The organism is Streptomyces sp. NPDC001902 (assembly GCF_042891295.1).
Lineage (GTDB): Bacteria > Actinomycetota > Actinomycetes > Streptomycetales > Streptomycetaceae > Actinacidiphila.
This window is the reverse complement of the sequence record NZ_JBIATA010000002.1, coordinates 425,926-448,270: the sequence shown is the minus strand read 5'-3', so window position 1 is coordinate 448,270 and position 22,345 is coordinate 425,926. Positions and strand designations below refer to the sequence as shown.

General features: G+C 72.8%; 16 protein-coding genes. 8 read left to right on the top strand and 8 right to left on the bottom strand.

Annotated elements, in window-relative coordinates; genetic code table 11:
• Positions 1 to 327 precede the first annotated feature (327 nt).
• Positions 328 to 3,645, top strand: a complete 3,318-nt coding sequence (locus ACFYYN_RS05315; RefSeq protein WP_500544731.1) for a S8 family serine peptidase — start codon at positions 328 to 330, stop codon at positions 3,643 to 3,645.
• Between the two features lie 61 nt (positions 3,646 to 3,706).
• On the opposite strand, the gene ACFYYN_RS05310 is transcribed toward ACFYYN_RS05315, so the two are convergent.
• Entirely contained in the window at positions 3,707 to 4,705 is a 999-nt protein-coding gene (locus tag ACFYYN_RS05310; RefSeq protein WP_499513674.1) for a helix-turn-helix domain-containing protein, read from the bottom strand.
• Positions 4,706 to 4,843: 138 nt separating this feature from the next.
• Here ACFYYN_RS05310 and ACFYYN_RS05305 point away from each other — a divergent pair, with 138 nt between their 5' ends.
• Positions 4,844 to 6,874, top strand: a complete 2,031-nt coding sequence (locus ACFYYN_RS05305) for a thioredoxin domain-containing protein (RefSeq protein ID WP_500544730.1) — start codon at positions 4,844 to 4,846, stop codon at positions 6,872 to 6,874.
• 110 nt (positions 6,875 to 6,984) lie between these two features.
• Here the strand turns inward: ACFYYN_RS05305 and ACFYYN_RS05300 are convergent, their stop codons facing one another.
• Positions 6,985 to 7,596, bottom strand: coding sequence for an acyl-CoA-like ligand-binding transcription factor (locus ACFYYN_RS05300; RefSeq protein ID WP_500544729.1), 612 nt, complete (start codon positions 7,594 to 7,596; stop codon positions 6,985 to 6,987).
• Positions 7,593 to 9,134, bottom strand: coding sequence for an MFS transporter (locus tag ACFYYN_RS05295; RefSeq protein ID WP_500544728.1), 1,542 nt, complete (start codon positions 9,132 to 9,134; stop codon positions 7,593 to 7,595). The genes ACFYYN_RS05300 and ACFYYN_RS05295 overlap by 4 nt, the downstream gene beginning before the upstream one ends.
• A gap of 222 nt (positions 9,135 to 9,356) precedes the next feature.
• On the opposite strand from ACFYYN_RS05295, the gene ACFYYN_RS05290 reads away from it, so the two are divergent.
• Positions 9,357 to 10,523: an acyltransferase family protein gene (locus tag ACFYYN_RS05290; protein ID WP_500326767.1), complete on the top strand. Its 1,167-nt coding sequence runs from the start codon at positions 9,357 to 9,359 to the stop codon at positions 10,521 to 10,523.
• Between the two features lie 88 nt (positions 10,524 to 10,611).
• Here ACFYYN_RS05290 and trhA read toward each other — a convergent pair whose 3' ends face one another.
• A complete protein-coding gene (trhA, locus tag ACFYYN_RS05285) occupies positions 10,612 to 11,313 on the bottom strand; it encodes a PAQR family membrane homeostasis protein TrhA (protein ID WP_500544726.1) in 702 nt (233 codons plus the stop codon).
• 255 nt (positions 11,314 to 11,568) lie between these two features.
• Between trhA and ACFYYN_RS05280 the strand changes: the two genes are divergently transcribed.
• A complete protein-coding gene (locus ACFYYN_RS05280; RefSeq protein WP_500326769.1) occupies positions 11,569 to 13,380 on the top strand; it encodes a phosphoenolpyruvate carboxykinase (GTP) in 1,812 nt (603 codons plus the stop codon).
• A gap of 188 nt (positions 13,381 to 13,568) precedes the next feature.
• On the opposite strand, the gene ACFYYN_RS05275 is transcribed toward ACFYYN_RS05280, so the two are convergent.
• Together ACFYYN_RS05275 and ACFYYN_RS05270 are read right to left on the bottom strand one after the other, a co-directional pair.
• Complete coding sequence (locus tag ACFYYN_RS05275; protein WP_500326771.1) at positions 13,569 to 13,970, bottom strand: SCO4983 family protein; 402 nt, start codon at positions 13,968 to 13,970, stop codon at positions 13,569 to 13,571.
• An 82-nt stretch (positions 13,971 to 14,052) separates the two neighbouring features.
• Positions 14,053 to 15,264: a pyridoxal phosphate-dependent aminotransferase gene (locus tag ACFYYN_RS05270; protein WP_500326773.1), complete on the bottom strand. Its 1,212-nt coding sequence runs from the start codon at positions 15,262 to 15,264 to the stop codon at positions 14,053 to 14,055.
• Between the two features lie 89 nt (positions 15,265 to 15,353).
• On the opposite strand from ACFYYN_RS05270, the gene ACFYYN_RS05265 reads away from it, so the two are divergent.
• Positions 15,354 to 17,156 carry a P-loop NTPase fold protein gene (locus tag ACFYYN_RS05265; RefSeq protein WP_500544725.1) on the top strand — a complete coding sequence of 601 codons (1,803 nt, stop codon included), beginning with the start codon at positions 15,354 to 15,356 and terminating at the stop codon, positions 17,154 to 17,156.
• Here ACFYYN_RS05265 and ACFYYN_RS05260 read toward each other — a convergent pair.
• Both ACFYYN_RS05260 and ACFYYN_RS05255 read right to left on the bottom strand, forming a co-directional pair.
• Entirely contained in the window at positions 17,077 to 18,651 is a 1,575-nt protein-coding gene (locus tag ACFYYN_RS05260) for an N-acyl-D-amino-acid deacylase family protein (protein WP_500544724.1), read from the bottom strand. The two genes, ACFYYN_RS05265 and ACFYYN_RS05260, sit on opposite strands and share 80 nt — an antisense overlap.
• Positions 18,652 to 18,822: 171 nt before the next feature.
• Positions 18,823 to 20,073, bottom strand: a complete 1,251-nt coding sequence (locus ACFYYN_RS05255; RefSeq protein ID WP_500544723.1) for an alanine racemase — start codon at positions 20,071 to 20,073, stop codon at positions 18,823 to 18,825.
• Positions 20,074 to 20,186: 113 nt separating this feature from the next.
• On the opposite strand from ACFYYN_RS05255, the gene ACFYYN_RS05250 reads away from it, so the two are divergent.
• The 3 genes from ACFYYN_RS05250 to ACFYYN_RS05240 are packed head-to-tail and all read left to right on the top strand — an operon-like array spanning position 20,187 to position 22,272.
• Positions 20,187 to 21,116, top strand: coding sequence for a sugar kinase (locus ACFYYN_RS05250; RefSeq protein ID WP_500544722.1), 930 nt, complete (start codon positions 20,187 to 20,189; stop codon positions 21,114 to 21,116).
• Positions 21,113 to 21,871 (top strand): IclR family transcriptional regulator, encoded by a 759-nt coding sequence (locus ACFYYN_RS05245; protein WP_500544721.1) that lies wholly within the window; start codon positions 21,113 to 21,115, stop codon positions 21,869 to 21,871. Before ACFYYN_RS05250 ends, ACFYYN_RS05245 begins: the two co-directional genes overlap by 4 nt.
• Positions 21,868 to 22,272 carry a RidA family protein gene (locus ACFYYN_RS05240; protein WP_500544720.1) on the top strand — a complete coding sequence of 135 codons (405 nt, stop codon included), beginning with the start codon at positions 21,868 to 21,870 and terminating at the stop codon, positions 22,270 to 22,272. Before ACFYYN_RS05245 ends, ACFYYN_RS05240 begins: the two co-directional genes overlap by 4 nt.
• Positions 22,273 to 22,345: the final 73 nt, after the last annotated feature.

Here is a 22,345-nt window from a genome sequence, read left to right as displayed (position 1 = left end):
TTGCGTCTGCCGTCGCGGCGTCTGCTTCGTCACCCATGGCCCCCTCGGTAGCCGCCCGTCCCCAAGTGTCCTGCCGAACACGTCACATCGCGACACCGCGTGCGCGGGCGGACACGCCCGGACGTGCCCGGACGGCCCGCCCCGGGCGGCGGCAGGAACGCCTTTTGGGCGTCTTTGCCGCTCATGCGTCATGGCGCAAAGGTGACTTGTCCTCTGACCGACAGATGAAAGTGCTGACCGCCGCCGGTGGCGGGGCCACGCTGTCGCCCCATGAGACAGATGAACTACAGGTGGCGGCCGAGGGCCGGAACCCCTCGGCCGCAGTATGTGGCGGCCGCTGCCCTCGCCGCGCTGCTGGCGGGTCTGACCGCCACCCCCGGCGCCGCCCAGGGCACCGAGCGGGCCGACGCGGCCGTGCAGGGCGAGGCGGCCGGGTCCACCGGATCCTCCCGGCACCAGGTCACCCTGATCACCGGCGACCGCGTCACGCTGGAGACGGCCCCCTCGGGCGGGCAGAGCGTCTCGGTCCAACCGGCCGCGGGCCGGGAGCACATCACCTTCGTCAAGCGCCAGAACGGCGGCGACTGGTCGGTCATACCCGCCGACGCGCTGCCCCTGCTCGCGGCGGACCGCCTCGACAAGGCGCTGTTCAACGTCTCGGCCCTGGCCAGGGGGAAGTACGCCGAGCGGTCGAGGCTGCCGCTCATCGTCGAGTACGCGGGTGACGCGGGCACCGCCGGACGCCGCCTCACCGCGGCCGGTGCCGACGGGGTCCGCACCATCGCCGGGACCTCCTTCGTGACCCTCGGCCAGGACCGTGCGGGTGCCGCGGAGTTCTGGAAGGACATCGCCCCCGCCGAGGCGGGCGCCACGTCCTTCGGCGCGGGCATCCGCCGGGTCTGGCTCGACGGCCGCTCCAAGGTCCAGCTCGACCGGACGGTGCCGCACATCGGGGCACCCCAGGCCTGGGCGAAGGGTTACCGGGGCGACGGCGTCAAGGTCGCGGTGCTCGACACCGGGTACGATCCGAACCACCCGGACCTGGGGGGCCTCATCGAGGAGTCCGCCAACTTCACCACCGAGGCCGGCACCGACGACCTGAACGGCCACGGCACCCACGTCACCTCGACCGTCGCCGGTTCCGGCGCGGCCTCCGACGGCCGGTTCAAGGGTGTCGCGCCCGGTGCGCGGATCCTGTCGGGCAAGGTCTGCAACGCGGGCGGCTCCTGCGACGACTCCGACGTCCTCGAAGGCATGGCCTGGGCCGCCGAGCGCGGCGCCAAGGTGATCAGCCTCAGCCTGGGCGACACCGACACCCCGGAGACCGACGCCCTCGAGGCCATGGTCGAGAGCGTCACCCGTGACCACGGTGTCCTGGTCGTGGCCGCGGCCGGCAACAGCGGTCCCGGCAAGGTCGGTTCCCCCGCCTCCGCCGACCGCGCGCTCGCCGTCGGCGCCACCGACCTCGACGACGAGCTCGCCCACTTCAGCTCGATCGGCCCGCGGGTGGGCGACTTCGGCCTCAAGCCCGACCTCGTCGCCCCCGGCGTCGGCGTCGTCGCCGCCCGCGCGGGCGGAACGACCGCCGAGGACGGCTACACCGCGATGGACGGCACCTCGATGGCGACCCCGCACGTCGCCGGTGCCGCCGCCATCCTCTTCCAGCAGCACCCCGACTGGACGCCCGAGCAGGTCAAGCGCCAGCTGATGCAGTCGACGGCGGCCGGCAAGGAGCGCGGCGCCTACTTCCAGGGCGCGGGCCGGGTCGACGTCGCCCGCGCGGTCGGCCAGCAGGTCACCGCCGGGACCACCGCAGTGGACTTCGGGCAGATCCGCTGGACCGACGGCCCGCGGCCGCCGGTGAAGAAGACGATCACCTACCGCAACCCGGGCAGCGCGCCGGTCACCCTCGGCCTGTCGCTCAACGTCTCCCACGACGCGGGCACGCCCGCGCCGCAGGGCCTGTTCCGGCTCGGCGCCGACCAGGTCACCGTGCCCGCCCACGGCACCGCCGACGTCACCGTCACCGCCACCCCGGAGACCGCCACGACGTACGCGGCGTACAGCGGCGTGGTCATCGCGGCCACCGCCGACCGGGCCGTCTCGGTGCGCGTCCCGGTCGGCATGGACGTCGAGCAGCCCTCGCACAGCCTCCGCCTCACCGTGAAGGACCGCGCGGGCAAGGCCCCCGCCCACGCCTACCTGCTCGTCACCGCGGCCGACGGCGAGGTCCGCGAGGTGGAGCTGCACGGCACGTCCGGCACCGAGCTGAGGGTGCCGCGCGACGGCAGGACCTACTCCGTGAACGGCTTCCTCTTCGACGCGGAGTACACCGAGGCCACCGTGGTGGGCGCGCCGGAGGTCGTGATGAGCGCCGACCGGGACGTCGCCATCGACGCCCGGAGGGCCAAGCCCGTCACGGTCTCGGCCCCGAGCCGCTCGGCCCGCATCACGTACGCCGAGGTCGGCACCATCGCCCTGGACGGCAACCTGTTCTCCGTCCCCGTGAACGACGCGATCGGCGGCGACCGCATCACGAACGTGTACGCCGTCCCGACGGCGACGTCCAAGGACTCGGCGTTCACCTACCTGGTCAGCACCATCTGGGTCGATCCCGCGGGCGCCGACGGGAACCCCTCCTCGGTCTACTACCTCACCCGGCCGGTGCGCGGGGCGATCCCGGCCGATCCCGGCTACCGCCCCCGTACGTCGCAGCTGGCCACGGTGAACAGCACCCTCGCCGCCACCGCGCCGGACACCACCGCGTACCGCAGTGTGTGGCTGACCCTGGGCAAGCTCCGCTGGGTCCACGGGATGGACGGACTCCCGCTCCCGAACCGGCGGGTGGACTACTTCTCGCCGTCCGAGGACCTGCGCTGGCAGAGCGTCTTCGAGCAGAACTTCTTCACCAGGCCGGACGCCCACGGGCAGAGCTTCCTCAGCCGCCTGCACAGCTACAAGGCCGGAAGCTTCGAGGAGCGCTGGAACCAGGGCGTCCAGGGCTCGGGCTTCTCGCCCGAGGTGATGATCACCTCCCGCGAGGGCGACGCCATGACGTTCGCGATCCAGGACGCCGCCAACGGGAACCTCGACGTGGTGGCCGGGACGACGTCCAGCAGCCGGCCCGAGTGGGAGCTGCGACGCAACGGTGAAGTCGTCTCGACCAACCGCGGGTTCGCCACGGTGCCGGCCGACGTCACCCCCGCCGACTACGTCGCGACGTTCGAGCAGGAGCGCGACCTCGTCCCCAGCACCATCTCCACGCGCCTGAAGTCCGAGTGGCGGTTCCGGTCGCAGACGACGGCGACCCGGCAGGCACTGCCGATGATGGCCGTGCTCATGTCGCCCCGGCTGGACGAGTGGAACCGGGCCGAGGCCGGACGCCGCTTCGACATCCCGGCCCTGGTCCAGCGTCCGGTCGGTGCCGCCGAGTCGCCCGTCCGCACCTTCACCGTCGAGGTCTCCTACGACGAGGGCAGGACCTGGCACACCGCCAAGGTCAAGGGCTCCGGGACGAAGCGCACCGTGACCGTGGACCACCCGCGCCGCTCCTCGGGCGGTTCGGTCAGCCTCCGCACCTACGTCAAGGACGCGGCGGGCAACTCCTTCAAGCAGACCGTGATCAAGGCCTACCTGCTCAAGTAGCCGCCGAACGGCACGGCAGGGCCCGCCGGATCCGTCCGGCGGGCCCCGTACCGCCGTCGGCTCAGAGCCAGTTGCGGCGGGCCGCGTGCCAGCCCAGTTGCATGCGGGTGGCGACGCCCGCGAGGCTCATCAGCCCCTGGATGCGCCGCTGGACGGTGCGCTTGCTCACGCGCAACTGCCCGGCGATCGCCTCGTCGGTCATGCCGGCGACCATCAGGGAGAGCAGGTGCCGGTCCTCCGCGACCGGCGCCGCCGGATCCTCCGGGCCCGCACCGCCGATCTGCCCCTCCTCGGTCACCCGCAGCGGCGCGCCGACCTCCCAGTAGTGCTGGAACAGGTCGATCAGCGCCTCCAGCAGGCTGCTCTCGCGCACCAGCGCCGTCTTGAGCTCCCGCGGACCGGCCGGCGTACCGGCGGAGGACAGCGGCAGGACGGCCAGCGACCGGTCGGCCACCGCCATCCGCAGGGGCAGCCTGGGCACCGCCCGGGCGACCTCGCCGGCGCGCACCCCCTTGACGACGTTGTCCACCGCACCGGGGTCGTCGAAGTAGGCCTGCTCGTACAGGACCCGGTACAGCACGCCCCGGCCCAGCGCGTCGTACTCCTCGCGGTTGCTCCCCGCGGGCATCGCCACGTGGCGGGCCTTGCAGAACCACAGCATCTCGTGGCGGACGCCGTCCTGGAGCTGCCGCAGACGCTGCCGCAGCGCCGCCGCGCCGCTGATGACCTCGATCGCCTCCCCCGCTCCCCAGGAGCGCGCGCTGCGGCGGTAGGTCTCCACCAGCCCGAGCACGACCGCCCGGTCCTGCTCCAGTGCCTCCGCGTGGCGCTGCAGCCGGGGTACCAGGGCGACCTCCGGCGGGATGACCGCGTACGCGCCGGGGCTCTCCTCCAGCGCGTACGCCAGTCCCTTGGCCTCCAGCGCGAGCAGCAGCCGCCCTACCGCCGGGGGGCCGAGGTCGGTACGTCCGCAGATCTCCTCCGCGGACGCCGACTCGGTGACGAGCAGCAGCCGGTACACCTCGGCCTCGGCGGCCGTGAGACCCACCGTCTCCAGCATGTCGGCCCCTCTCACAGCACCGTCCGCCGGTCGATTCCATCAGCACGAACGGCTGCGGACAACGTCCGTTGCCGCGGGCAACCGGGCTCGCCGCGCGGGGACGGGACGCCGGGCGGCGCGATGTGTGAGGCTGGGGGCATGGTCAATCGACTGAGCGGTTCCACGTCCCCGTACCTGCTGCAGCACGCCGACAACCCGGTGCACTGGTGGCCGTGGGGCGAGGGGGCCTTCGCGGAGGCCCGGGACCGCGGGGTGCCGGTGCTGCTCAGCGTGGGGTACAGCAGCTGCCACTGGTGCCACGTCATGGCCAGGGAGTCGTTCGAGGACGAGGCGACCGCCGCGTACCTCAACGAGCACTTCGTGCCGGTGAAGGTCGACCGCGAGGAACGTCCCGACGTCGACGCCGTCTACATGGAGGCCGTGCAGGCGGCGACCGGGCAGGGCGGCTGGCCGATGACGGTCTTCCTGACGCCCGGGGGCGAGCCGTTCTACTTCGGCACCTACTTCCCGCCCGCCCCGCGGCACGGCATGCCCTCGTTCCGGCAGGTGCTGGAGGGAGTGGAGGCCGCCTGGCGCGAGCGGCGCGAGGAGGTCGGGGCGGTCGCGGCGAGCATCGTGAAGGACCTGGGCGGACGTTCGCTGACCCTCGGCGGGACGGCCGCCCCTGAGGAGGAGCAGCTCGCGGCGGCACTGCTGGGGCTCACCCGGGACTACGACCCCTCGTACGGCGGGTTCGGCGGCGCGCCGAAGTTCCCGCCGTCGATGGCCCTGGAGTTCCTGCTGCGGCACCACGCCCGCACCGGCTCCGAGGGCGCCCTGCAGATGGCGCGGGACACCTGTGAGGCGATGGCCCGCGGCGGCATCTACGACCAGCTCGGCGGCGGCTTCGCGCGCTACTCCGTGGACCGCAAGTGGGTCGTGCCGCACTTCGAGAAGATGCTCTACGACAACGCCCTGCTCTGCCGGCTCTACGCCCACCTGTGGCGCGCCACCGGCTCCGACCTCGCCCGCCGGGTCGCCCTGGAGACCGCGGACTTCCTCGTCCGGGAGCTGCGCACCCACGAGGGCGGGTTCGCCTCCGCGCTCGACGCGGACAGCGACAAGCCGGGCGGCGGCCACGGCGAGGGCGCGTTCTACGTCTGGACGCCGGCGGAGCTGGAGGAGGTCCTCGGCAAGGAGGACGCGGCGCTGGCCGCCGAGTACTTCGGCGTCACGGAGGACGGCACCTTCGAGGAGGGCGCGTCCGTGCTCCAACTCCCCGCCGACGGCGGCTTCGTGGACGCCGGGCGGATCGCATCGGTGCGCCGGCGGCTGTTCACCGCGCGGGAGGGACGGCCCCGCCCCGGCCGCGACGACAAGGTCGTCGCCGCCTGGAACGGGCTGGCGGTCGCCGCGCTCGCCGAGACCGGCGCGTACTTCGAGCGCCCGGACCTGGTCGCGGCCGCCGTCGAGGCCGCGGACCTGCTGGTGCGGGTCCACATGGACGCCCGCGGCCGGCTCGCCCGGACCTCGCGGGACGGCACGGTGGGCGGCAACGCCGGCGTGCTGGAGGACTACGCCGACGTCGCGGAGGGCTTCCTCGCGCTCGCCGCGGTGACCGGCGAGGGCGTGTGGCTGGACCTCGCCGGGCTCCTGCTCGACTCCGTGCTGCGGCACTTCACCGGGGAGGACGGCACGCTCTACGACACCGCCGACGACGCCGAGACGCTGATCCGCCGCCCGCAGGACCCGACCGACAACGCCGCCCCCTCGGGCTGGACGGCCGCGGCCGGCGCGCTGCTGTCGTACGCCGCGTACACCGGCTCGTCCCGCCACCGCGAGGCCGCCGAACGGGCGCTGGGCGTCGTGGGCGCCCTCGCCGGACGGGTGCCGCGGTTCATCGGCTGGGGGCTGGCGGTCGCCGAGGCGGCGCTCGACGGCCCGCGCGAGGTCGCCGTGGTCGGCCCCGCGGGCGACGCCGGCACGGCGGCGCTGCACCGCACCGCGCTGCTGGGCACCGCCCCGGGCGCGGTGGTCGCGGTGGGGGAGCCCGCCACGGACGAGTACGCCCTCCTGGCCGACCGCCCGCTGCTCGACGGCCGCCCCGCGGCCTACGTCTGCCGGCACTTCGTGTGCGCGGCGCCGACCGCGGACCCGCAGGCCCTGGCGGAGCAACTGGGCGCCCGCTGAGGCGCGCCGCGTCGTGCGGCCGCGCGGCGTCCGCCGGCACCTCCCTCGCGCGCAGGGGTCGGTCGGTGAACCGGCCTTGTGCGGACCGTCGTTGAGCGGCATCCCGATCGTCAGCGGCAGAGGTTGGCCGCGAGGAGGTCCAGCGAGCGGTCGAGGACGGCGGCGAGGTCGGCGGTGCCGTCCGAGTCGAGCCAGTGGAAGACGGCCTCGGACCAGGCCCCGATCAGCGCCGCGACGACGACCCGGATCTCGAAGTCGTCCGCGGGGCGCCCGAGGCGCTCGGCGGTGACGGAGGCCAGCAGGCGGCTGGACTCCTGGATGTTCTCGCCCATGCGGGCGCGGATGGCGGGCACCGAGCGCACCAGTCGCAGCCGCTGCCGCATCTCCTCGAACTCGCCCTCGTCGGCGAGCATCTCGCGCAGCGGCCCCAGCAGGGCGTGCCGCAGCGAGGCGACGATGGGCTCCTGCGCCGGGCGGGCGCGCAGTTCGGCCACCATGACGGGGTCGTACTCGTCGGAGAGGACGATGTCCTCCTTGGTGGGGAAGTACCGGAAGACCGTGCTGGCCGAGACCTCGGCCGTGGCCGCGATCTGCTCGACGGTGGTGCCGTCGTACCCCTGCGCCTCGAAGAGCCGGTGGGCCGCGCGGCGGATGGCCCGCCGGGTCCGGATCTTCTTGCGTTCGCGCAGGCTCGGTCTGGTCGGTACGGTCACGCTCGTCATTGTCGTGCATCGACGGCGGGCGGGGCCATCCGCGCGGTGCCGGGCACCTCCCGGCCGGTGCGGGCGTCGGGGAGGAGGAGCGCGGTCAGCACGGCCGCCACGAGCGAGGCGGCGGCGCAGGCCAGCAGGGCGAGGTCCATCCCGTGCACGTACGCCGCGTCTGCCGAGGCGGCGAGCGCCGGGTCGCCGAGGGCGGCCGCGACCGCGTGCGCGGCCCCCACGGAACCCGAGGCGGCGTCGGCCGCCGCCGCGGGCAGGCCCGTGGTGGCGAGACGGTCGGTGTAGGCGCCCGCCAGCAGGCTGCCCAGGAGGGCGACACCGATGGCGCCGCCGGTCTGCCGCAGGGTCATCAGCAGTCCGGAGCCGCTGCCCGCGCGGTCGCCGGGCAGCGCGCCCAGCGCCGCGTCCATGGCGGGGATCATCGCGAAGCCGAAGGCGAAACCGGTGACGGACAGCCACAGCGCGGTCGCCCCGTAGCCGTCGTGGACGTCCGTGCGGCTGCCGAGCGCCGCGGCCACGGTGAGCAGGAGCAGCCCCGCCGTGACGACCGGCCGCGGCCCGAACCGCGCGGCCAGCGGAGCGCTGCCCCGGGCGGCGACGAGCAGGCCGCCCATCATCGGCAGCAGCCGTAGGCCGGAGCCGAGGGCGTCGTTGCCGAGCACGGCCTGCAGGTACTGCGGCAGGACGAAGAGCAGACCGGTGAGGATGAAGGTCACCAGCGTCGCGGCGACCGCGTTCCACAGGAAGCCCCGCTGCCGCAGCAGACCGAGGTCGAGCATGGGCCGCTCCAGCCGGCGTCCGCGGAGCACCAGCCCGGTCAGCAGCGCGACGGACGAGGACAGCGTCAGCAGCACCAGCGGGTCGCCCCATCCCCGGCGCGGTCCCTCGATGATGCCGAAGACCAGCGCGCCGAGCCCGGCCACCGCGAGGACGGTGCTGGGCGGGTCGACGCGGGGCGTAGCGGGGTCGCTGGTCTCGGGCAGCAGGAACAGGCAGGCGGCGATGCCGAGGACGACGAGCGGGACGTTGACCACGAAGACCGAGCCCCACCAGAAGTGGTCGAGCAGGGTGCCGCCGATGATCGGCCCGAGCGGCAACCCCAGCGCCATGGCGGCGGTGACCGCGCCGACCGCCCTGGAGCGCTCCTCGGGCCCGAACAGCGAGGGCAGGACGGACAGGGCCAGCGGCATGACGAGTGCCGCGCCCAGGCCCATCACGGTGCGGGCGGCGACGACCGGTCCCGGACTGTCCACCAGGGCGCCGAGCACCGAACCGGCGAGGAAGATCCCGAGCCCGGCGACGAGCATCCGCCGCCGTCCCCAGCGGTCGCCCAGCAGGCCCCCGGGGAGCATGGCGGCGGCGAAGACCACCGTGTAGCCGTCGACGATCCACTGCTGGTCGCCGGTGTCCGCACCCAGCTCCGCGGCCATGGTCGGCAGTGCGACGTTGAGGATCGTCATGTCGAAGCCGAGCACGAGCATGCTCGCCACCAGGGCCCCCAGGGCCCACCAGCGCCGTGGATCGGCCGTCGTCGCCATGGGGTCTCCTCCTGCGGGCACGGGGTTCCTGCTGACCGGGTGACGGGGCAGCATCCGAAAGCCACCATCAAATGACAGTGACTCTCAAAAAAGAGTAACTGTCACCCCCAGACGTGCGGAAGCCCGGCGTCGCCTTGACACGGCCCGCCGGGGTGATAGGAAAATGCGACCCTTGTGCCCGGTGACGCCAGGGTGTCCTTCGGAAGAATCAGAGAAGATCAAGTGCCAGTCGTAGATGCCTCCCGGAGCGACCGGGAAGCGAAACCCACGTCGTCCGCGCCGCGCGCATCCGTACTTCCGTCACGGCTCGACTCGCTGACGAGTCTGCGGTTCTTCGCCGCCTTCGCCGTGTTCGCGCACCACTTCACGGGGCTGGGCGGCGCGACGGGCTACGGACGTGCCCCCGCGATCTTCCCGTACTCGGAGATGGGCGCCCACGGCGTGACCTTCTTCTTCGTCCTCTCGGGCTTCCTGCTGACCTGGGTGTTCAAGCCGCAGGAGCATCCGGTCGCGTTCTACTGGCGGCGTGTGGCGCGCATCTGGCCGGCGGCCCTGGTCGCCGCCGTGCCGGCCGTCTACGTCTTCTACGTCAAGGCACACGTGCCCATCGACTGGAAGTACGTCATCGCCTCGCTCTTCTTCGTCCAGAACTGGTTCCCGCACGCCACGCCCACGCTGCCCGGCAATCCGGTGACCTGGACCCTGGGCGTCGAGGTCCTCTTCTACGCCCTGTTCCCGCTGCTCGCCCGCGTCGTCGTCCGGCTGCGCACGCCCCTGCTGGTCGCCGTGACCGTCGCCGGCCTGGTCGGCATGTGGGCGGTGGACTGGTGGGCCTCCGCGACGCTGGACGGGCCCATGGCGCGCTGGATCATGCGGCACCCGGTGGTGTACCTGCCCGAGTTCCTGCTGGGCATGACGATGGCCCTGCTGATCCGCCGCGGGTGGCGGATCCCGTTGCGGCCCTTCGTGCCCGTGGCGCTGCTGCTCGCCTACGTCTACGCCTACGTGCAACTGCGTGCGCACCTGTCGAGCGGGTACGACGCGCAGCTGGACTACACGCTGCGCCCGGTCATCGCCGTGCTCGCCGTCCTGATCATGGTCGCGTTCGTCCAGCGGGACATCGCGGGGCACCGCAGCGTGCTCCACAACCCGCTGCTGATCTCGCTGGGCATGTGGTCGTACAGCTTCTACCTCCTGCACCACGCGGTGAGCCGGTTCTCGACCTACAGGTGGGGCAGGATCCCGGACGAGAACTCGGCGCTCTTCAGCATGATCGGCATGGCCGTCGTCGTGTTCGCGATGTCCTGGGCCCTCCACCGTTTCGTCGAGGAGCCCGCCAACCGCCTGCTGACCCGCTGGATCCCCGACCGCTGGCGCCGCAGGGTCTGACGGCAGCCCCGGGATGCCGGACGCCCCCCACCCGCAGGCGGGTGGGGGGCGTTCGCGTCGGGGCCTCGGCGTTCGGCGGGCGCGGGGCCTAGGCGTGGTTGTAGGCCACCAGCGAGATGCCGACGTAGTGCACGATGAACGCGGCCAGCGTGAACGAGTGGAAGACCTCGTGGAAGCCGAAGAAGCGGGGCGAGGGGTTGGGCCGCTTCGTTCCGTAGATCACCGCTCCGACGCTGTACAGCAGGCCGCCCACGACGATCAGGACGAGCACCGCGATGCCGCCCTTCCGCATGAAGTCGGGCAGGAAGAAGACCGCCGCCCAGCCGAGCGCGATGTAGCAGGGCGTGTAGAGCCAGCGGGGCGCGCCCACCCAGAAGACCCGGAACGCGATGCCCGCCAGGGCCCCGGCCCAGACGAGCCAGAGCAGGACCTCCTGCTTGCCGTCCGGCAGCAGCAGGAGCGTGAAGGGCGTGTAGGTCCCCGCGATGATCAGGAAGATGTTCGCGTGGTCCAGCCGGCGCAGCACCGCCGAGGCCCGGGGGCCCCAGTCGCCGCGGTGGTAGAGCGCGCTCACGCCGAACAGCGCGCAGGCGGTGAGCGTGAAGACGGCGCAGGCGAACCGCCCGCGGGTGCTCTCGGCGAAGGCGGTCAGGGCGACCCCGGCGACAAGGGCTGCGGGGAACATCCCGGCATGGAGCCACCCCCTCAGCTTGGGCTTCAAGGGGGCGGCAGCGGATGCGAGTTCTTCAAGGGCGGCGGGCACAACGGGAGTCTCGTCCACGGAGCTCATGAAAGCAATGCTACCTACGGTTGCGTAGGTTACCGATCCGTAGTACGGGGGTGTCGCCGGACGTTGGGAGTGGCGATGCTCACCCCACGCGCCCTGGACAGATCGCGTTTCCTGTCCTGATACTCATATGAGTGCGGACGGCACCGGATGAGCATCCCACGACAGCAGCATCCGGGTCGCAGCCCCCAAGGGGCCGACAACACACCCTCGGAATCTGACGCCAGGTGAGTGCACACCGGGCGGAACGGAGCGATCGTGGCGCGCGTCAATGCGGCTCCCACCAATCACCAGGACCTGATCGCATGGGTCGGCGAGATCGCCGAGCTGACCCAGCCGGACGAGATCGTGTGGTGCGACGGCTCCGAGGAGGAGTACCAGCGCCTCGCGGACGAGCTCGTCTCGAAGGGCACCTTCAAGAAGCTCGACCCGATCAAGCGCCCCAACTCGTACTACGCCGCCTCCGACCCGACCGACGTCGCTCGTGTGGAGGACCGCACCTTCATCTGCTCCGAGCGGGAGCAGGACGCCGGCCCGACCAACCACTGGAAGGCCCCCGCCGAGATGCGGGAGATCTTCACAGGGGGGCAGGGTCTCTTCCGCGGCGCCATGCGCGGCCGCACCATGTACGTCGTCCCGTTCTGCATGGGCCCGCTCGGGTCGGAGCTGTCCGCGATCGGCGTGGAGATCACCGACTCCGCGTACGTCGCCACCGCCATGCGGACCATGACGCGCATGGGCCAGGACGTGCTGGACGAGCTCGGCGAGGACGGCTTCTTCGTCAAGGCCGTGCACTCCGTCGGCGCCCCGCTGGAGCCCGGCCAGGAGGACGTCCCGTGGCCGTGCAACTCCACCAAGTACATCTCGCACTTCCCCGAGAGCCGTGAGATCTGGTCCTACGGCTCCGGCTACGGCGGCAACGCCCTGCTCGGCAAGAAGTGCTACGCCCTGCGCATAGCCTCGGTCATGGCACGGGACGAGGGCTGGCTGGCCGAGCACATGCTCGTCCTCAAGCTCACGCCGCCGCGGGGCGAGGCCAAGTACGTGGCCGCCGCTTTCCCGAGCGCCTGCGGCAAGACCAACCTCGCCATGCTGGAGCCGACCATCCCCGGCTGGACCGTGGAGACCATCGGCGACGACATCGCCTGGATGCGCTTCGGCGAGGACGGCCGCCTCTACGCGATCAACCCCGAGGCGGGCTTCTTCGGCGTCGCGCCGGGCACCGGCGAGCACACCAACGCCAACGCGATGAAGACCCTGTGGGGCAACTCGGTCTTCACCAACGTCGCCCTCACCGACGACAACGACGTCTGGTGGGAGGGCATGACCGAGGAGCTCCCGGCCCACCTCACGGACTGGAAGGGCAACTCCTGGACGCCGGAGTCCGGGACCCCGGCCGCCCACCCCAACGCCCGCTTCACCGTCCCGGCCAGCCAGTGCCCGACCATCGCGCCCGAGTGGGAGGACCCCAAGGGAGTGCCGATCTCGGCGATCCTCTTCGGCGGCCGCCGTGCCTCGGCCGTACCGCTGGTCACCGAGTCCTTCGACTGGCAGCACGGTGTCTTCCTCGGTGCCAACGTCGCCTCCGAGAAGACCGCCGCCGCCGAGGGCAAGGTCGGCGAGCTGCGCCGCGACCCGTTCGCGATGCTCCCGTTCTGCGGTTACAACATGGGCGACTACTTCGGCCACTGGGTCAAGCTCGGCCAGAAGCACGAGGCCGGCAAGCTCCCGAAGATCTACTACGTGAACTGGTTCCGCAAGGACGCGGACGGCCGGTTCGTGTGGCCGGGCTTCGGCGAGAACAGCCGCGTGCTGAAGTGGATCGTCGAGCGCCTCAACGGCCAGGCCGAGGGCGTCGAGACCCCGATCGGAGTCCTGCCGGCCGAGGGCTCCCTCGACACCAGCGGTCTGGACATCTCCCAGGCGGACCTCGACCTGCTGCTCTCGGTCGACGTCGACACCTGGCGGCACGAGGCCTCCCTCATCCCGTCCCACCTGGAGACCTTCGGCGACCACACGCCGAAGGAGCTGTGGGACGAGTACCGGGCCCTGGTCAAGCGTCTGGACTAGGGCCCACCGGAATCCGGGCGGCCCGACCCTCCCCGTGCGTGCGGCGCGGGCGGGCGGCCCGGCGGTGGGCATGGCCCGGTCGTGGGATCCCCGACCCTGACCATCGCCCCACGGGCGGGCCGCGCCGACCCTCACACCGAGGGCCGGGACCGGAGGCACGAACTCCGGTCCCGGCCCTCGGGCGGTTCCTAGGCGGCTGCGGTGTGGACCGCGATCTGGCGCTCGGCGAGCGCCGCGGCCTCCGCGTTCTGGCGTGACTCGGCGACCACCAGGGCCCGGCCGGCGAGCGCGCGGGCCCTCCGGTGCAGGGCCGCCACACGGGCCGCTTCCGCCCGCCCCCGTCCGGCCGGAGCCGGGGAGAGCCGCAGCGGCGGACGCCCGTGGTGCAGGCCCGCCACGGCCTCGGCGAGCTGCTCCGCGGCACGGTCGAGGTCCGGGCTGCACTCCAGCGCCCGCAGCTCGTCGGTGACGGTGAGCAGGGCGGCGAGGTGTCCGGCGAGCTGGAGGTCCAGCTCCTCGTCACGACTGCGTCGCGGAGAGGTGGGCGCCGCCGTCGTATGGACCGATTTGGTGCGGATCGGTTCGTACATGGGTGCACTCCTCCTGCAATCAGGAGTACATCCTACCTTGGACTCAGTCCAAGGAGGGAGCTTTTCGAGGTATTGGCCCGGGCTACGGCTGCCCGTAGCCGTCCAGGAAGCGCGCGATCCGGCCCACCGCGTCCGCCAGGTCCTCCTTCGCCGGCAGCGTGACCAGGCGGAAGTGGTCCGGCTCCGGCCAGTTGAAGCCGGTGCCCTGCACCACCAGGATCCGCTCGGCCCGCAGCAGGTCCAGCACCATTTGCTGGTCGTCCTTGACCTTGTAGACCTTCGGGTCGAGCCGCGGGAACGCGTACAGCGCCCCCTTCGGCCGCACGCAGGTGACCCCGGGGATCTGGGTCAGCAGGTCGTACGCCACGTCCCGCTGCTCGGCCAGCCGGCCGCCCGGCAGCACCAGGTCCTTGATCGACTGGCGGCCGCCGAGGGCGGTGGCCACCGCGTGCTGGGCCGGGACGTTCGCGCACAGGCGCATGTTCGCCAGGATGGTCAGGCCCTCGAGGTAGCTGGTCGCGTGCTCCTTCGGGCCGCACACCGCGAGCCAGCCGCTGCGGTAGCCGGCCACCCGGTAGGCCTTCGACAGGCCGTTGAAGGTCAGCGTCAGCAGGTCGGGGGCGACCACCGCGGTCGGGGTGTGGGTCACCCCGTCGTAGAGGATCTTGTCGTAGATCTCGTCCGAGCAGACGATCAGGTTGTGGCGGCGGGCGATGTCGGTGAGCTGCCGCAGCAGCTCGTCGTCGTAGACCGCGCCCGTCGGGTTGTTCGGGTTGATGATCACCAGCGCCTTGGTGCGGTCGGTGATCTTGCGCTCGATGTCGGCGAGGTCGGGGAACCAGTCCGCCTGCTCGTCGCACCGGTAGTGCACCGGGGTGCCGCCCGACAGGGAGACCGCGGCCGTCCACAGCGGGTAGTCGGGCGCCGGGATCAGCACCTCGTCGCCGTCATCCAGCAGCGCCTGCATCGACATCTGGATCAGCTCGGAGACGCCGTTGCCGAGGTAGATGTCCTCGACGTCCAGCTCGACGCCCTTGGTCTGGTAGTGCTGCATGACCGCCCGCCGCGCCGGCAGGATGCCCTTGGAGTCGCCGTAGCCGTGCGCGCCGCCGAGGCTGCGCAGCATGTCCTCGAGGATCTCCGGGGGGCACTCGAAACCGAAGGCGGCGGGATTGCCGGTGTTCAGCTTCAGGATGCGATGACCCGCCGCCTCCAGCCGCATGGCCTCCTCCAGCACCGGGCCGCGGATGTCGTAGCAGACGTTGGAGAGCTTCGTGGACTGGATCACCTGCATGTCCGTGAGCTTACGGGCACGTACCGGGGACCGCCCCGTGTTCTTGGCCACGTATGCGCCGAATGGTGACGTGCCGCTACTCTCGCCGCATGTTCTCGTTACTCAACGACGAACCTGTCGCCAGTGCCGACGACGACCTCCTCGGCGCGGGGCGCGCCGCGCGGCAACTCGCCCGGCTGCTCCTCGACTCGCGCGGATCCACCCCGTTCACCCTCGCCGTCGACGCCGGCTGGGGGACGGGCAAGAGCAGCCTGATGCGCCTGCTCGACGCCGAGCTCCGGGGCACCGCCGACGTCCACACCGTCTGGTACAACGCCTGGACCTCACGCGGTGCCGACGCCCTGGAAGGTCTGATCAAGTCCGTCCTGACGCAGTTCGACCGCCGGCTGCTGCGCCGTGCCCTGCACCGCGCGACCGAGCACCGTGCCCTGCTGCGGACCCTGCGCGCCGCGGCCACGCTGCTCGCCGGACCGCTCGGTGCGGCGGGCCTGGTCGACGAGCTGTGGCGCAGCCTCTCCGTCAACGCCCAGGCCCGCAACGAGATGCGCGACGCCCTGCGGGACCTGGCGACGCAGTGGGCCGACACCGGCGAGCACGCGCCGCGCAGGCTGCTCGTCGTCTTCATCGACGACCTCGACCGCTGCGCCGAGGAGACCGTGCTCGCCGTCTGCGAGGCCGTCAAGGTCTACCTCGACGTGCCCGGGGTGGCCTTCGTCATCGGCTGCGACCGCTCCGCGCTGTCCCCGGGCGGCCTGCTCGGCGACCTGTCCCCGGCGGGCTCCGCCTTCATGGAGAAGGTCTTCCAGACCAACTACCGCGTACCGCCCCCCGAGGACATCGAGGGATACGTGCGCGGATGCGCCGAACGGGCCGGCATCGGTGCGCTCCTCGACGACACCCACGTCAATCTGCTCGCCGAACGCACCGGGGGCAATCCACGCCGCGTCAAGAGGCTGCTCAACGGTTTCGTCCTGGAGGCCGGACTCAACCCCGTCTGGCAGGACTTCGGCCCCGAGGTCATGCTCCGCATGCTCCTGCTGCAGTACCTGTACGGCGACTTCCACGGCGTGCTGGTCGGCGGACGCGGCAACGACGCGATCCAGGAGTTCCTGGACTACCGGGCGGTGCGGCGCCTGCTGCGCTCGCCCGCGGTCCCCACCGGCCAGGGCGACGCACTGGTGCGCCGCCTCCTCACCGAGCACGAGGTGCCGCTCGCTGCCGACCCCGGACCGGAGGAGCGCGCCCGGGCCCTGGCCGAACTGGAACGGCAGCTGCCCCCGTCCTTCCCCGCGCTGGTCGCGGACCGCGCGTTCACCTCCCTCGTCGACGACCTCGTCCGCATGCCCGAGGCCGCCGACCTCATCCACCGCCTGCGACGCTCCCCACTGGCGGCCGTGATCACGACGGTCGACCTGGACCAGGCCGTCTCGCAGGCCGCACCCGAGCCTCCCCGGGCCCCGGAGGACGGCCCGTACACCGGGCTGCGCGTGCTGTGGATCGACGACAACCCCGGGACCGTTGCCACCGAGGTCCGGGCCCTGCGGCACAAGGGAGCCGAGGTCGAGGTCGTCGAGGACCGTGCCGGTGCGGAGGAGCGGTTGCCGCTCGCCGTCCCGGACCTGCTGATCTCCGACATCGAACGCCACGGCGACCCGGAGGCGGGTTTCACCGACCTCGAGCACCTGCGCGGCACCGGCGGCTACACCGGCCCTGCGCTCTTCTACGCGGGCTGGGTCGCCCCGGAGCGCGAGGAGCGCGCCCGCCGGGCCGGCGCCCTCGGCCTCGTCTGCGAACCTGCCGCGCTGCGCGACCTCATCGACCACGTCCTGCGGCAGCCCGACTCCGCACCGAGCGTCCCGCCAGGACGTCCGTACGGCGGCCGTCCTCGATGACGAACCGCCCGTCGACGAGCACGTACGGGATGCCAGTGGGCAGCGTGCGCGGCGCCTCGTACGTCGCGCCCGCGGCGACCGTCCCCGGGTCGAACAGCACCAGGTCCGCACGGTGGCCCTCGCGGACCAGGCCGCGGTCCGGCAACCCCAGCCGGGCCGCGGGGCGTCCGGTGAGGTGCGCGACGCACTCCTCCAGGCCGAGCACGCCGAGCTCGCGCACGTAGTGGCCGAGGTAGTGCGGGAAGGTGCCGTACGCGCGGGGATGCGGTTTGTCGCCGACGAGCAGGCCGTCGCTGCCGCCGGTGTGGACGCGGTGGCGCATGATCGCCCGGACGTTCTCCTCGTGGCCCACGTGCTGGAGGACCGTCGTGCCCAGGCGGTCCTCCAGCAGCAGCCGGCGCGCCGTCGCGAAGTCCGGCAGGCGGCGCCCCACATGGCCCGCCAGGGCGGGCTCGCGCACCCCGGAGACCTCCAGCGTCCGCCACTCCACGGGCACGCCGTGGCAGCCGTCCGACCCCTCCACCTCCATCGCGTGCCGGATGCGTTCCGCCTGCGCGTCGTCCCGGAGCCGGGCGAGGGTCGCCTCAGGACCACCCTCCGTCGCCCAGCTCGGCAGGGTCGCCGCGAGCGTCGTGCAGCCCGGCAGGTAGGGATACGTGTCCAGGGTGATGTCCGCCCCCGCGGCGAGCGCCTCGTCCAGCAGCGCGAGCAGTTCCGGCGCACGGCCCGCGTTCACGCCGAAGTTCATCGTGGCGTGCGCCAGGTGCAGGGCGCAGCCCGCCTCCCGGGTCACGGCGATCATCTCGGCGTAGGCCTCGAGCGCACCGGCACCGTAACTGCGCTGGTGCGGGCAGTAGTAGCCGCCGTGGGCGGCCACGACCCGGCACAGTTCGGTCAGTTCGGCGTCCGAGGCGTACATCCCCGGGGTGTACGTCAGCCCGGACGACATCCCCACGGCCCCCTGCGCCAGCCCCTCGGCGACCAGTTCCTTCATCCGGTCCAGCTCCGCCGCGGTCGCCGGACGGTCCTCCCACCCGACGGCCAGCATTCGCACGGTGCCCTGCGGGACCAGGTACGCGGCGTTCACGGCGATGCCCCGGTCCAGGCGGTCCAGGTACTCGCCGACGCTGCGCCAGTCGTACTCCAGGTCCTCGGGGTCGCCGTTCCACCCCGCGAGCTGGCGGCGCAACCCGGCCAGGGTGCGGTCGTCCACGGGGGCGTACGACAACCCGTCCTGGCCCAGCACCTCCAGGGTCACGCCCTGCGCCGCCTTCGCCTCGTGCGCGGGGTCCGTGAGCAGGGCCAGGTCGCTGTGCGCGTGCATGTCGATGAACCCGGGGGCGAGCACGAGCCCGCGGGCGTCCAGCGTGCGGCGTGCGCCGCGCACCGTCCCGATCTCGGTGACGCGGCCGTCCACGACGCGCACGTCCGCCCGGTACGCCGGGGTCCCCCCGGACCCGTCCACGACGGTCGCGCCGCGAATCGCCAACTCCATCCGTGCGTCTCCTTTGTGCGTGTTCTTCGTCTGCGGCACCGTTGTGGTCGGGGTTGGCGGTTTCCCCGCCGCCCTCCCGATTGCCCGGCGCGGTCACTGACCGCGCCGGGCAATCGGGAGGGTGGGCGGGGGATGCCCGCCGCAGCAACCCGCACACAAACAACCGGGGCGTCAGAAGAACGTGCGGACGAAATCCGTGACGACCCCACCCGCGTCCACGACAGGGATGAGCTGCCACTTGTCGAACGCCGTGCACGGATGCGACACCCCCAGCCCCACCCAGTCGCCGACCGCCAGGTCCCGCGCCCCGGGGGCGACGTCCACGAACGCGTGCTGGTCGGCGAGCTTCGTGACCGTGAGCCCGGCCGCCGGGACGGCGGAACCGTCGGCGCGGCGCACGAGCTGCGGCACCGGGAGGTCGAGGTCGTACGGCGCGTCGCGCTTGCCCGCGTTGAGGAGGGCGAGGCCGGGCTCGGGCCGGGAGAGCACCTGCGTCCAGAGGCGGAAGGCGGGCTCGAGCGACCCCTCCGCGGGGATGCGGTCGTGGAACGGCGTCAGATCGCGGTAGTGGGCGTCGTCGTGCGTGACGTACGCCCCGGACCGCAGGAGCCCGAGCACCGGCAGGGACAGGTCCCCGAGCGTGCCGAACGCGTCCGCCACGGCGTCGAACCACTCGCTGCCGCCCGCGCTCACCACGATCTCCTCGACGCCGGCGAAACGCCCCGCCGCGTCGAATTTCTTTGCCAGCTGCACGAGTTCGACCAGCCACGCACGCGGGTCCGCCGCCGGCGCCTCGTAGCCCGCGACGCCGACGAGCCGCAGGTGCCGCGCCGCGGCGACCGCGTCGGCGACGCGCGCCGCCTCCTCCGGGCCGCGCACGCCGGTGCGGCCTCCCTCCGCGCCGAGCTCGACGACGACGTCCACGACCGCCGTCAGGGCCGCGTCCATCAGCTCCACCCCGCGCACGGAGTCCACGTAGCAGACGAAGCGGAACTCCGGGTCGCCCGCGAGCTCGCGGGACAGCCAGCGCAGCGCGGCCGCGTCGACGAGCTCGTTGGCGAGGAAGACGCGCCGCACGCCGAACGCCCGGTAGACCCGCACCTGGTGCGGGGTGGCGGCGGTGATGCCCCACGCGCCGTGGGCGAGCTGGCGGGCGAAGAGCTGCGGGGCCATGGAGGTCTTGCCGTGCGGCGCGAAGGCGAGGCCGTGCTTGCCGGTCCAGTCGGCGAGCTGGGCGAGGTTGTGCTCCAGGGCGGGCTCGGAGAGCGTGAGCAGCGGGGTCGTGAAGCCGCCGTCGAAGACGGTGCGGCGCTCGGCGGCGAGTTCGCCGACGGTCAGGCCGTCGGCGTCCGGCGGCAGTCCCTTGAAGCGGTGGTCCACCCGCTCCCGGTGCAGCTCGTCGATGCCCGTGACCTGGTCCATCCCGCCTCCGTCCACCGCCGTTGCAATATGTGCAACGACCGTTGCGTACCGTGTTTCCCGCTGTCTAACATCCCGGCCAGCACCGGGTCAACGGTGCGCGGAGAGGAGCGGAAGTGACCGGGACCGTGGGCGTGGCCCTGGACGTCGTGTGCGTGGGCGAGTCCATGGTCACCTTCGTCCCCTCCGTGCCCGGGCAGCGCCTCGCCGACGCGGCCGCCTTCGACCGTGGGACGGGTGGCGCGGAGTCCAACGTGGCCTGCGCGCTGGCCCGTCTCGGCCATGCCGTGCGCTGGATCAGCCGGGTGGGCACCGACCCGTTCGGGGACCACCTGGTGGCGACGATCGCAGCGGCCGGCGTGGACGTCTCGGGGGTGCGCCGCGACCGGGACCGCCCCACCGGGGTCTACTTCCGCACCGGCGACGGCGAGGTCGCCTACTACCGGGCGGGTTCCGCAGCCTCCGCCATGGGCCCGGACAACGTGGCCCGCCACGAGGCCTGGGCCGGCCGGGTCCTGCACCTGTCCGGCATCACGCCCGCGCTCTCCGAGGGGTGCGCGGACCTCGTCCACGAGCTCACCGTCCCCGCTCCGGGCCGCCCGCTGGTCTCCTTCGACGTCAACCACCGCCCCGCCCTGTGGCGTTCTGCCGACCCGGTACGGCTGGCCCGGCTCGCCGCCCGCTGCGACCTCGTCCTGGTCGGCGAGGACGAGGCCGAGGCCGCCTGGGGCCTGCCGGACGCCGACGCCGTGCGCGAGGCCCTGCCCGGTCCCGCCGTTCTCGTCGTCAAGCAGGGCGCGCACGGTGCCACCGCGTACGAGGGCGGCGCCGACGGGGTCTTCGTGCCCGCGCCGGACACGCCCGTCGTCGACCTCGTCGGGGCCGGTGACGCCTTCGCCGCGGGGTTCCTGTCGGCGACGCTGCGCACGCTCCCGCTGCGGGAGCGGCTCGCCCGGGGCCACGCCCTGGCCGCCGCGGTGATCGGGGTACGGGGCGACTCCCTCGCCACCCTCGGTGACGGGGCATGGGGGAGACTGCGCGCATGAGCCAGACCGTGGACCGCGCGCTGCGCATCCTGCCCCTGCTCGCGGAGGGGCCCGCCAACCTCGAACAGGTCGCCACCCGCCTGGACGTGCACAAGTCCACCGCACTGCGGCTGCTGCGCACCCTGCACGAGCACGGCATGGTCTACCGCCAGGACGACCAGCGCTACCGCCTCGGCGCCCGGCTGTTCGCCCTCGCCCAGGAGGCGATGGAGAACCTGGACGTCCGCGGCATCGCCCACCCCCACCTCGCCGCCCTGGGGGAACTGACCGGGCACACCGTCCACCTCGCGGTGTACGAGGAGGGCGAGGTCGTCTACATCGACAAGGTGGAGAGCCGCTACCCGGTCCGCATGTACTCGCGGATCGGCAAGCCCGTCGCCATCACCGTGGCCGCCGTGGCGAAGGTGCTCCTGGCCGACCTTCCCGAGGCGGAGCGGCGCGCGGTCGCGCAGGGCCTGGAGTACCCGCGCTACACCGCGCGTTCCACCACCGACGCCGCCGCCTACCTCGCCGAACTCGCCCGGGTCCGCGAGCAGGGCTGGGCGAGCGACCTGGGCGGCCACGAGGAGTCCATCAACTGCGTGGCCGCGCCGATCCGCGGCGCCGACGGGCGCGTCATGGCCGCCTGCTCCCTCTCCGCCCCCAATGTGGTCGTCAGCGCGGAGGAACTGCTGAAGCTGCGCCCGCAGGTCCGGCGCACCGCGGAGGCGATCAGCCGCGAGTACTCCGGAAGACCGAGCGAAGGAACCAGATGAGCGAGAAGACCGCGATCACCCCGGCCGGCCACACCACCCCGCCGGCCAGGTTCTCCCACGGTGTCCGCAAGGGCAACGTCCTGCAGGTCGCCGGTCAGGTCGGCTTCGGCCCCGCCGTGCCGGGTCAGGCGCCCGCGCCCGTGGGCCCGGGGCTGCGGGAGCAGACCCTGCAGACCCTCGCCAACGTGCAGGCGGTGCTGGAGGGGGGCGGCTCGTCCTGGGAGGACGTCGTCATGATCCGGGTCTACCTCACCGACACCGCGCACTTCCCCGAGTTCAACGCCCTCTTCGACGAGTTCTTCGCGGGCCTGAAGGGCGCCCCCGCCGCCCGTACGACGGTCTACGTCGGCCTGCCCGCCGGACTGCTCGTCGAGATCGACGCCCTCGCCGTCCTGGACTGACCGGGCGGCGTCGCCGGCGCGGTGGGCCCGGTGGTCCGACGTGACACCGCGCCCCCGGGGGACGGGACCTCTC

Coding starts and splice junctions, on each gene's coding strand:
- ACFYYN_RS05310 (WP_499513674.1), bottom strand. CDS start 4,705: ATGCTGGAGACGGTGGGTCTCACGGCCGCCGAGGCCGAGGTGTACCGG.
- trhA (WP_500544726.1), bottom strand. CDS start 11,313: ATGAGCTCCGTGGACGAGACTCCCGTTGTGCCCGCCGCCCTTGAAGAA.
- ACFYYN_RS05240 (WP_500544720.1), top strand. CDS start 21,868: ATGAGCGAGAAGACCGCGATCACCCCGGCCGGCCACACCACCCCGCCG.
- ACFYYN_RS05245 (WP_500544721.1), top strand. CDS start 21,113: ATGAGCCAGACCGTGGACCGCGCGCTGCGCATCCTGCCCCTGCTCGCG.
- ACFYYN_RS05300 (WP_500544729.1), bottom strand. CDS start 7,596: ATGACGAGCGTGACCGTACCGACCAGACCGAGCCTGCGCGAACGCAAG.
- ACFYYN_RS05255 (WP_500544723.1), bottom strand. CDS start 20,073: ATGGACCAGGTCACGGGCATCGACGAGCTGCACCGGGAGCGGGTGGAC.
- ACFYYN_RS05260 (WP_500544724.1), bottom strand. CDS start 18,651: ATGGAGTTGGCGATTCGCGGCGCGACCGTCGTGGACGGGTCCGGGGGG.
- ACFYYN_RS05275 (WP_500326771.1), bottom strand. CDS start 13,970: ATGTACGAACCGATCCGCACCAAATCGGTCCATACGACGGCGGCGCCC.
- ACFYYN_RS05265 (WP_500544725.1), top strand. CDS start 15,354: ATGTTCTCGTTACTCAACGACGAACCTGTCGCCAGTGCCGACGACGAC.
- ACFYYN_RS05305 (WP_500544730.1), top strand. CDS start 4,844: ATGGTCAATCGACTGAGCGGTTCCACGTCCCCGTACCTGCTGCAGCAC.
- ACFYYN_RS05295 (WP_500544728.1), bottom strand. CDS start 9,134: ATGGCGACGACGGCCGATCCACGGCGCTGGTGGGCCCTGGGGGCCCTG.
- ACFYYN_RS05270 (WP_500326773.1), bottom strand. CDS start 15,264: ATGCAGGTGATCCAGTCCACGAAGCTCTCCAACGTCTGCTACGACATC.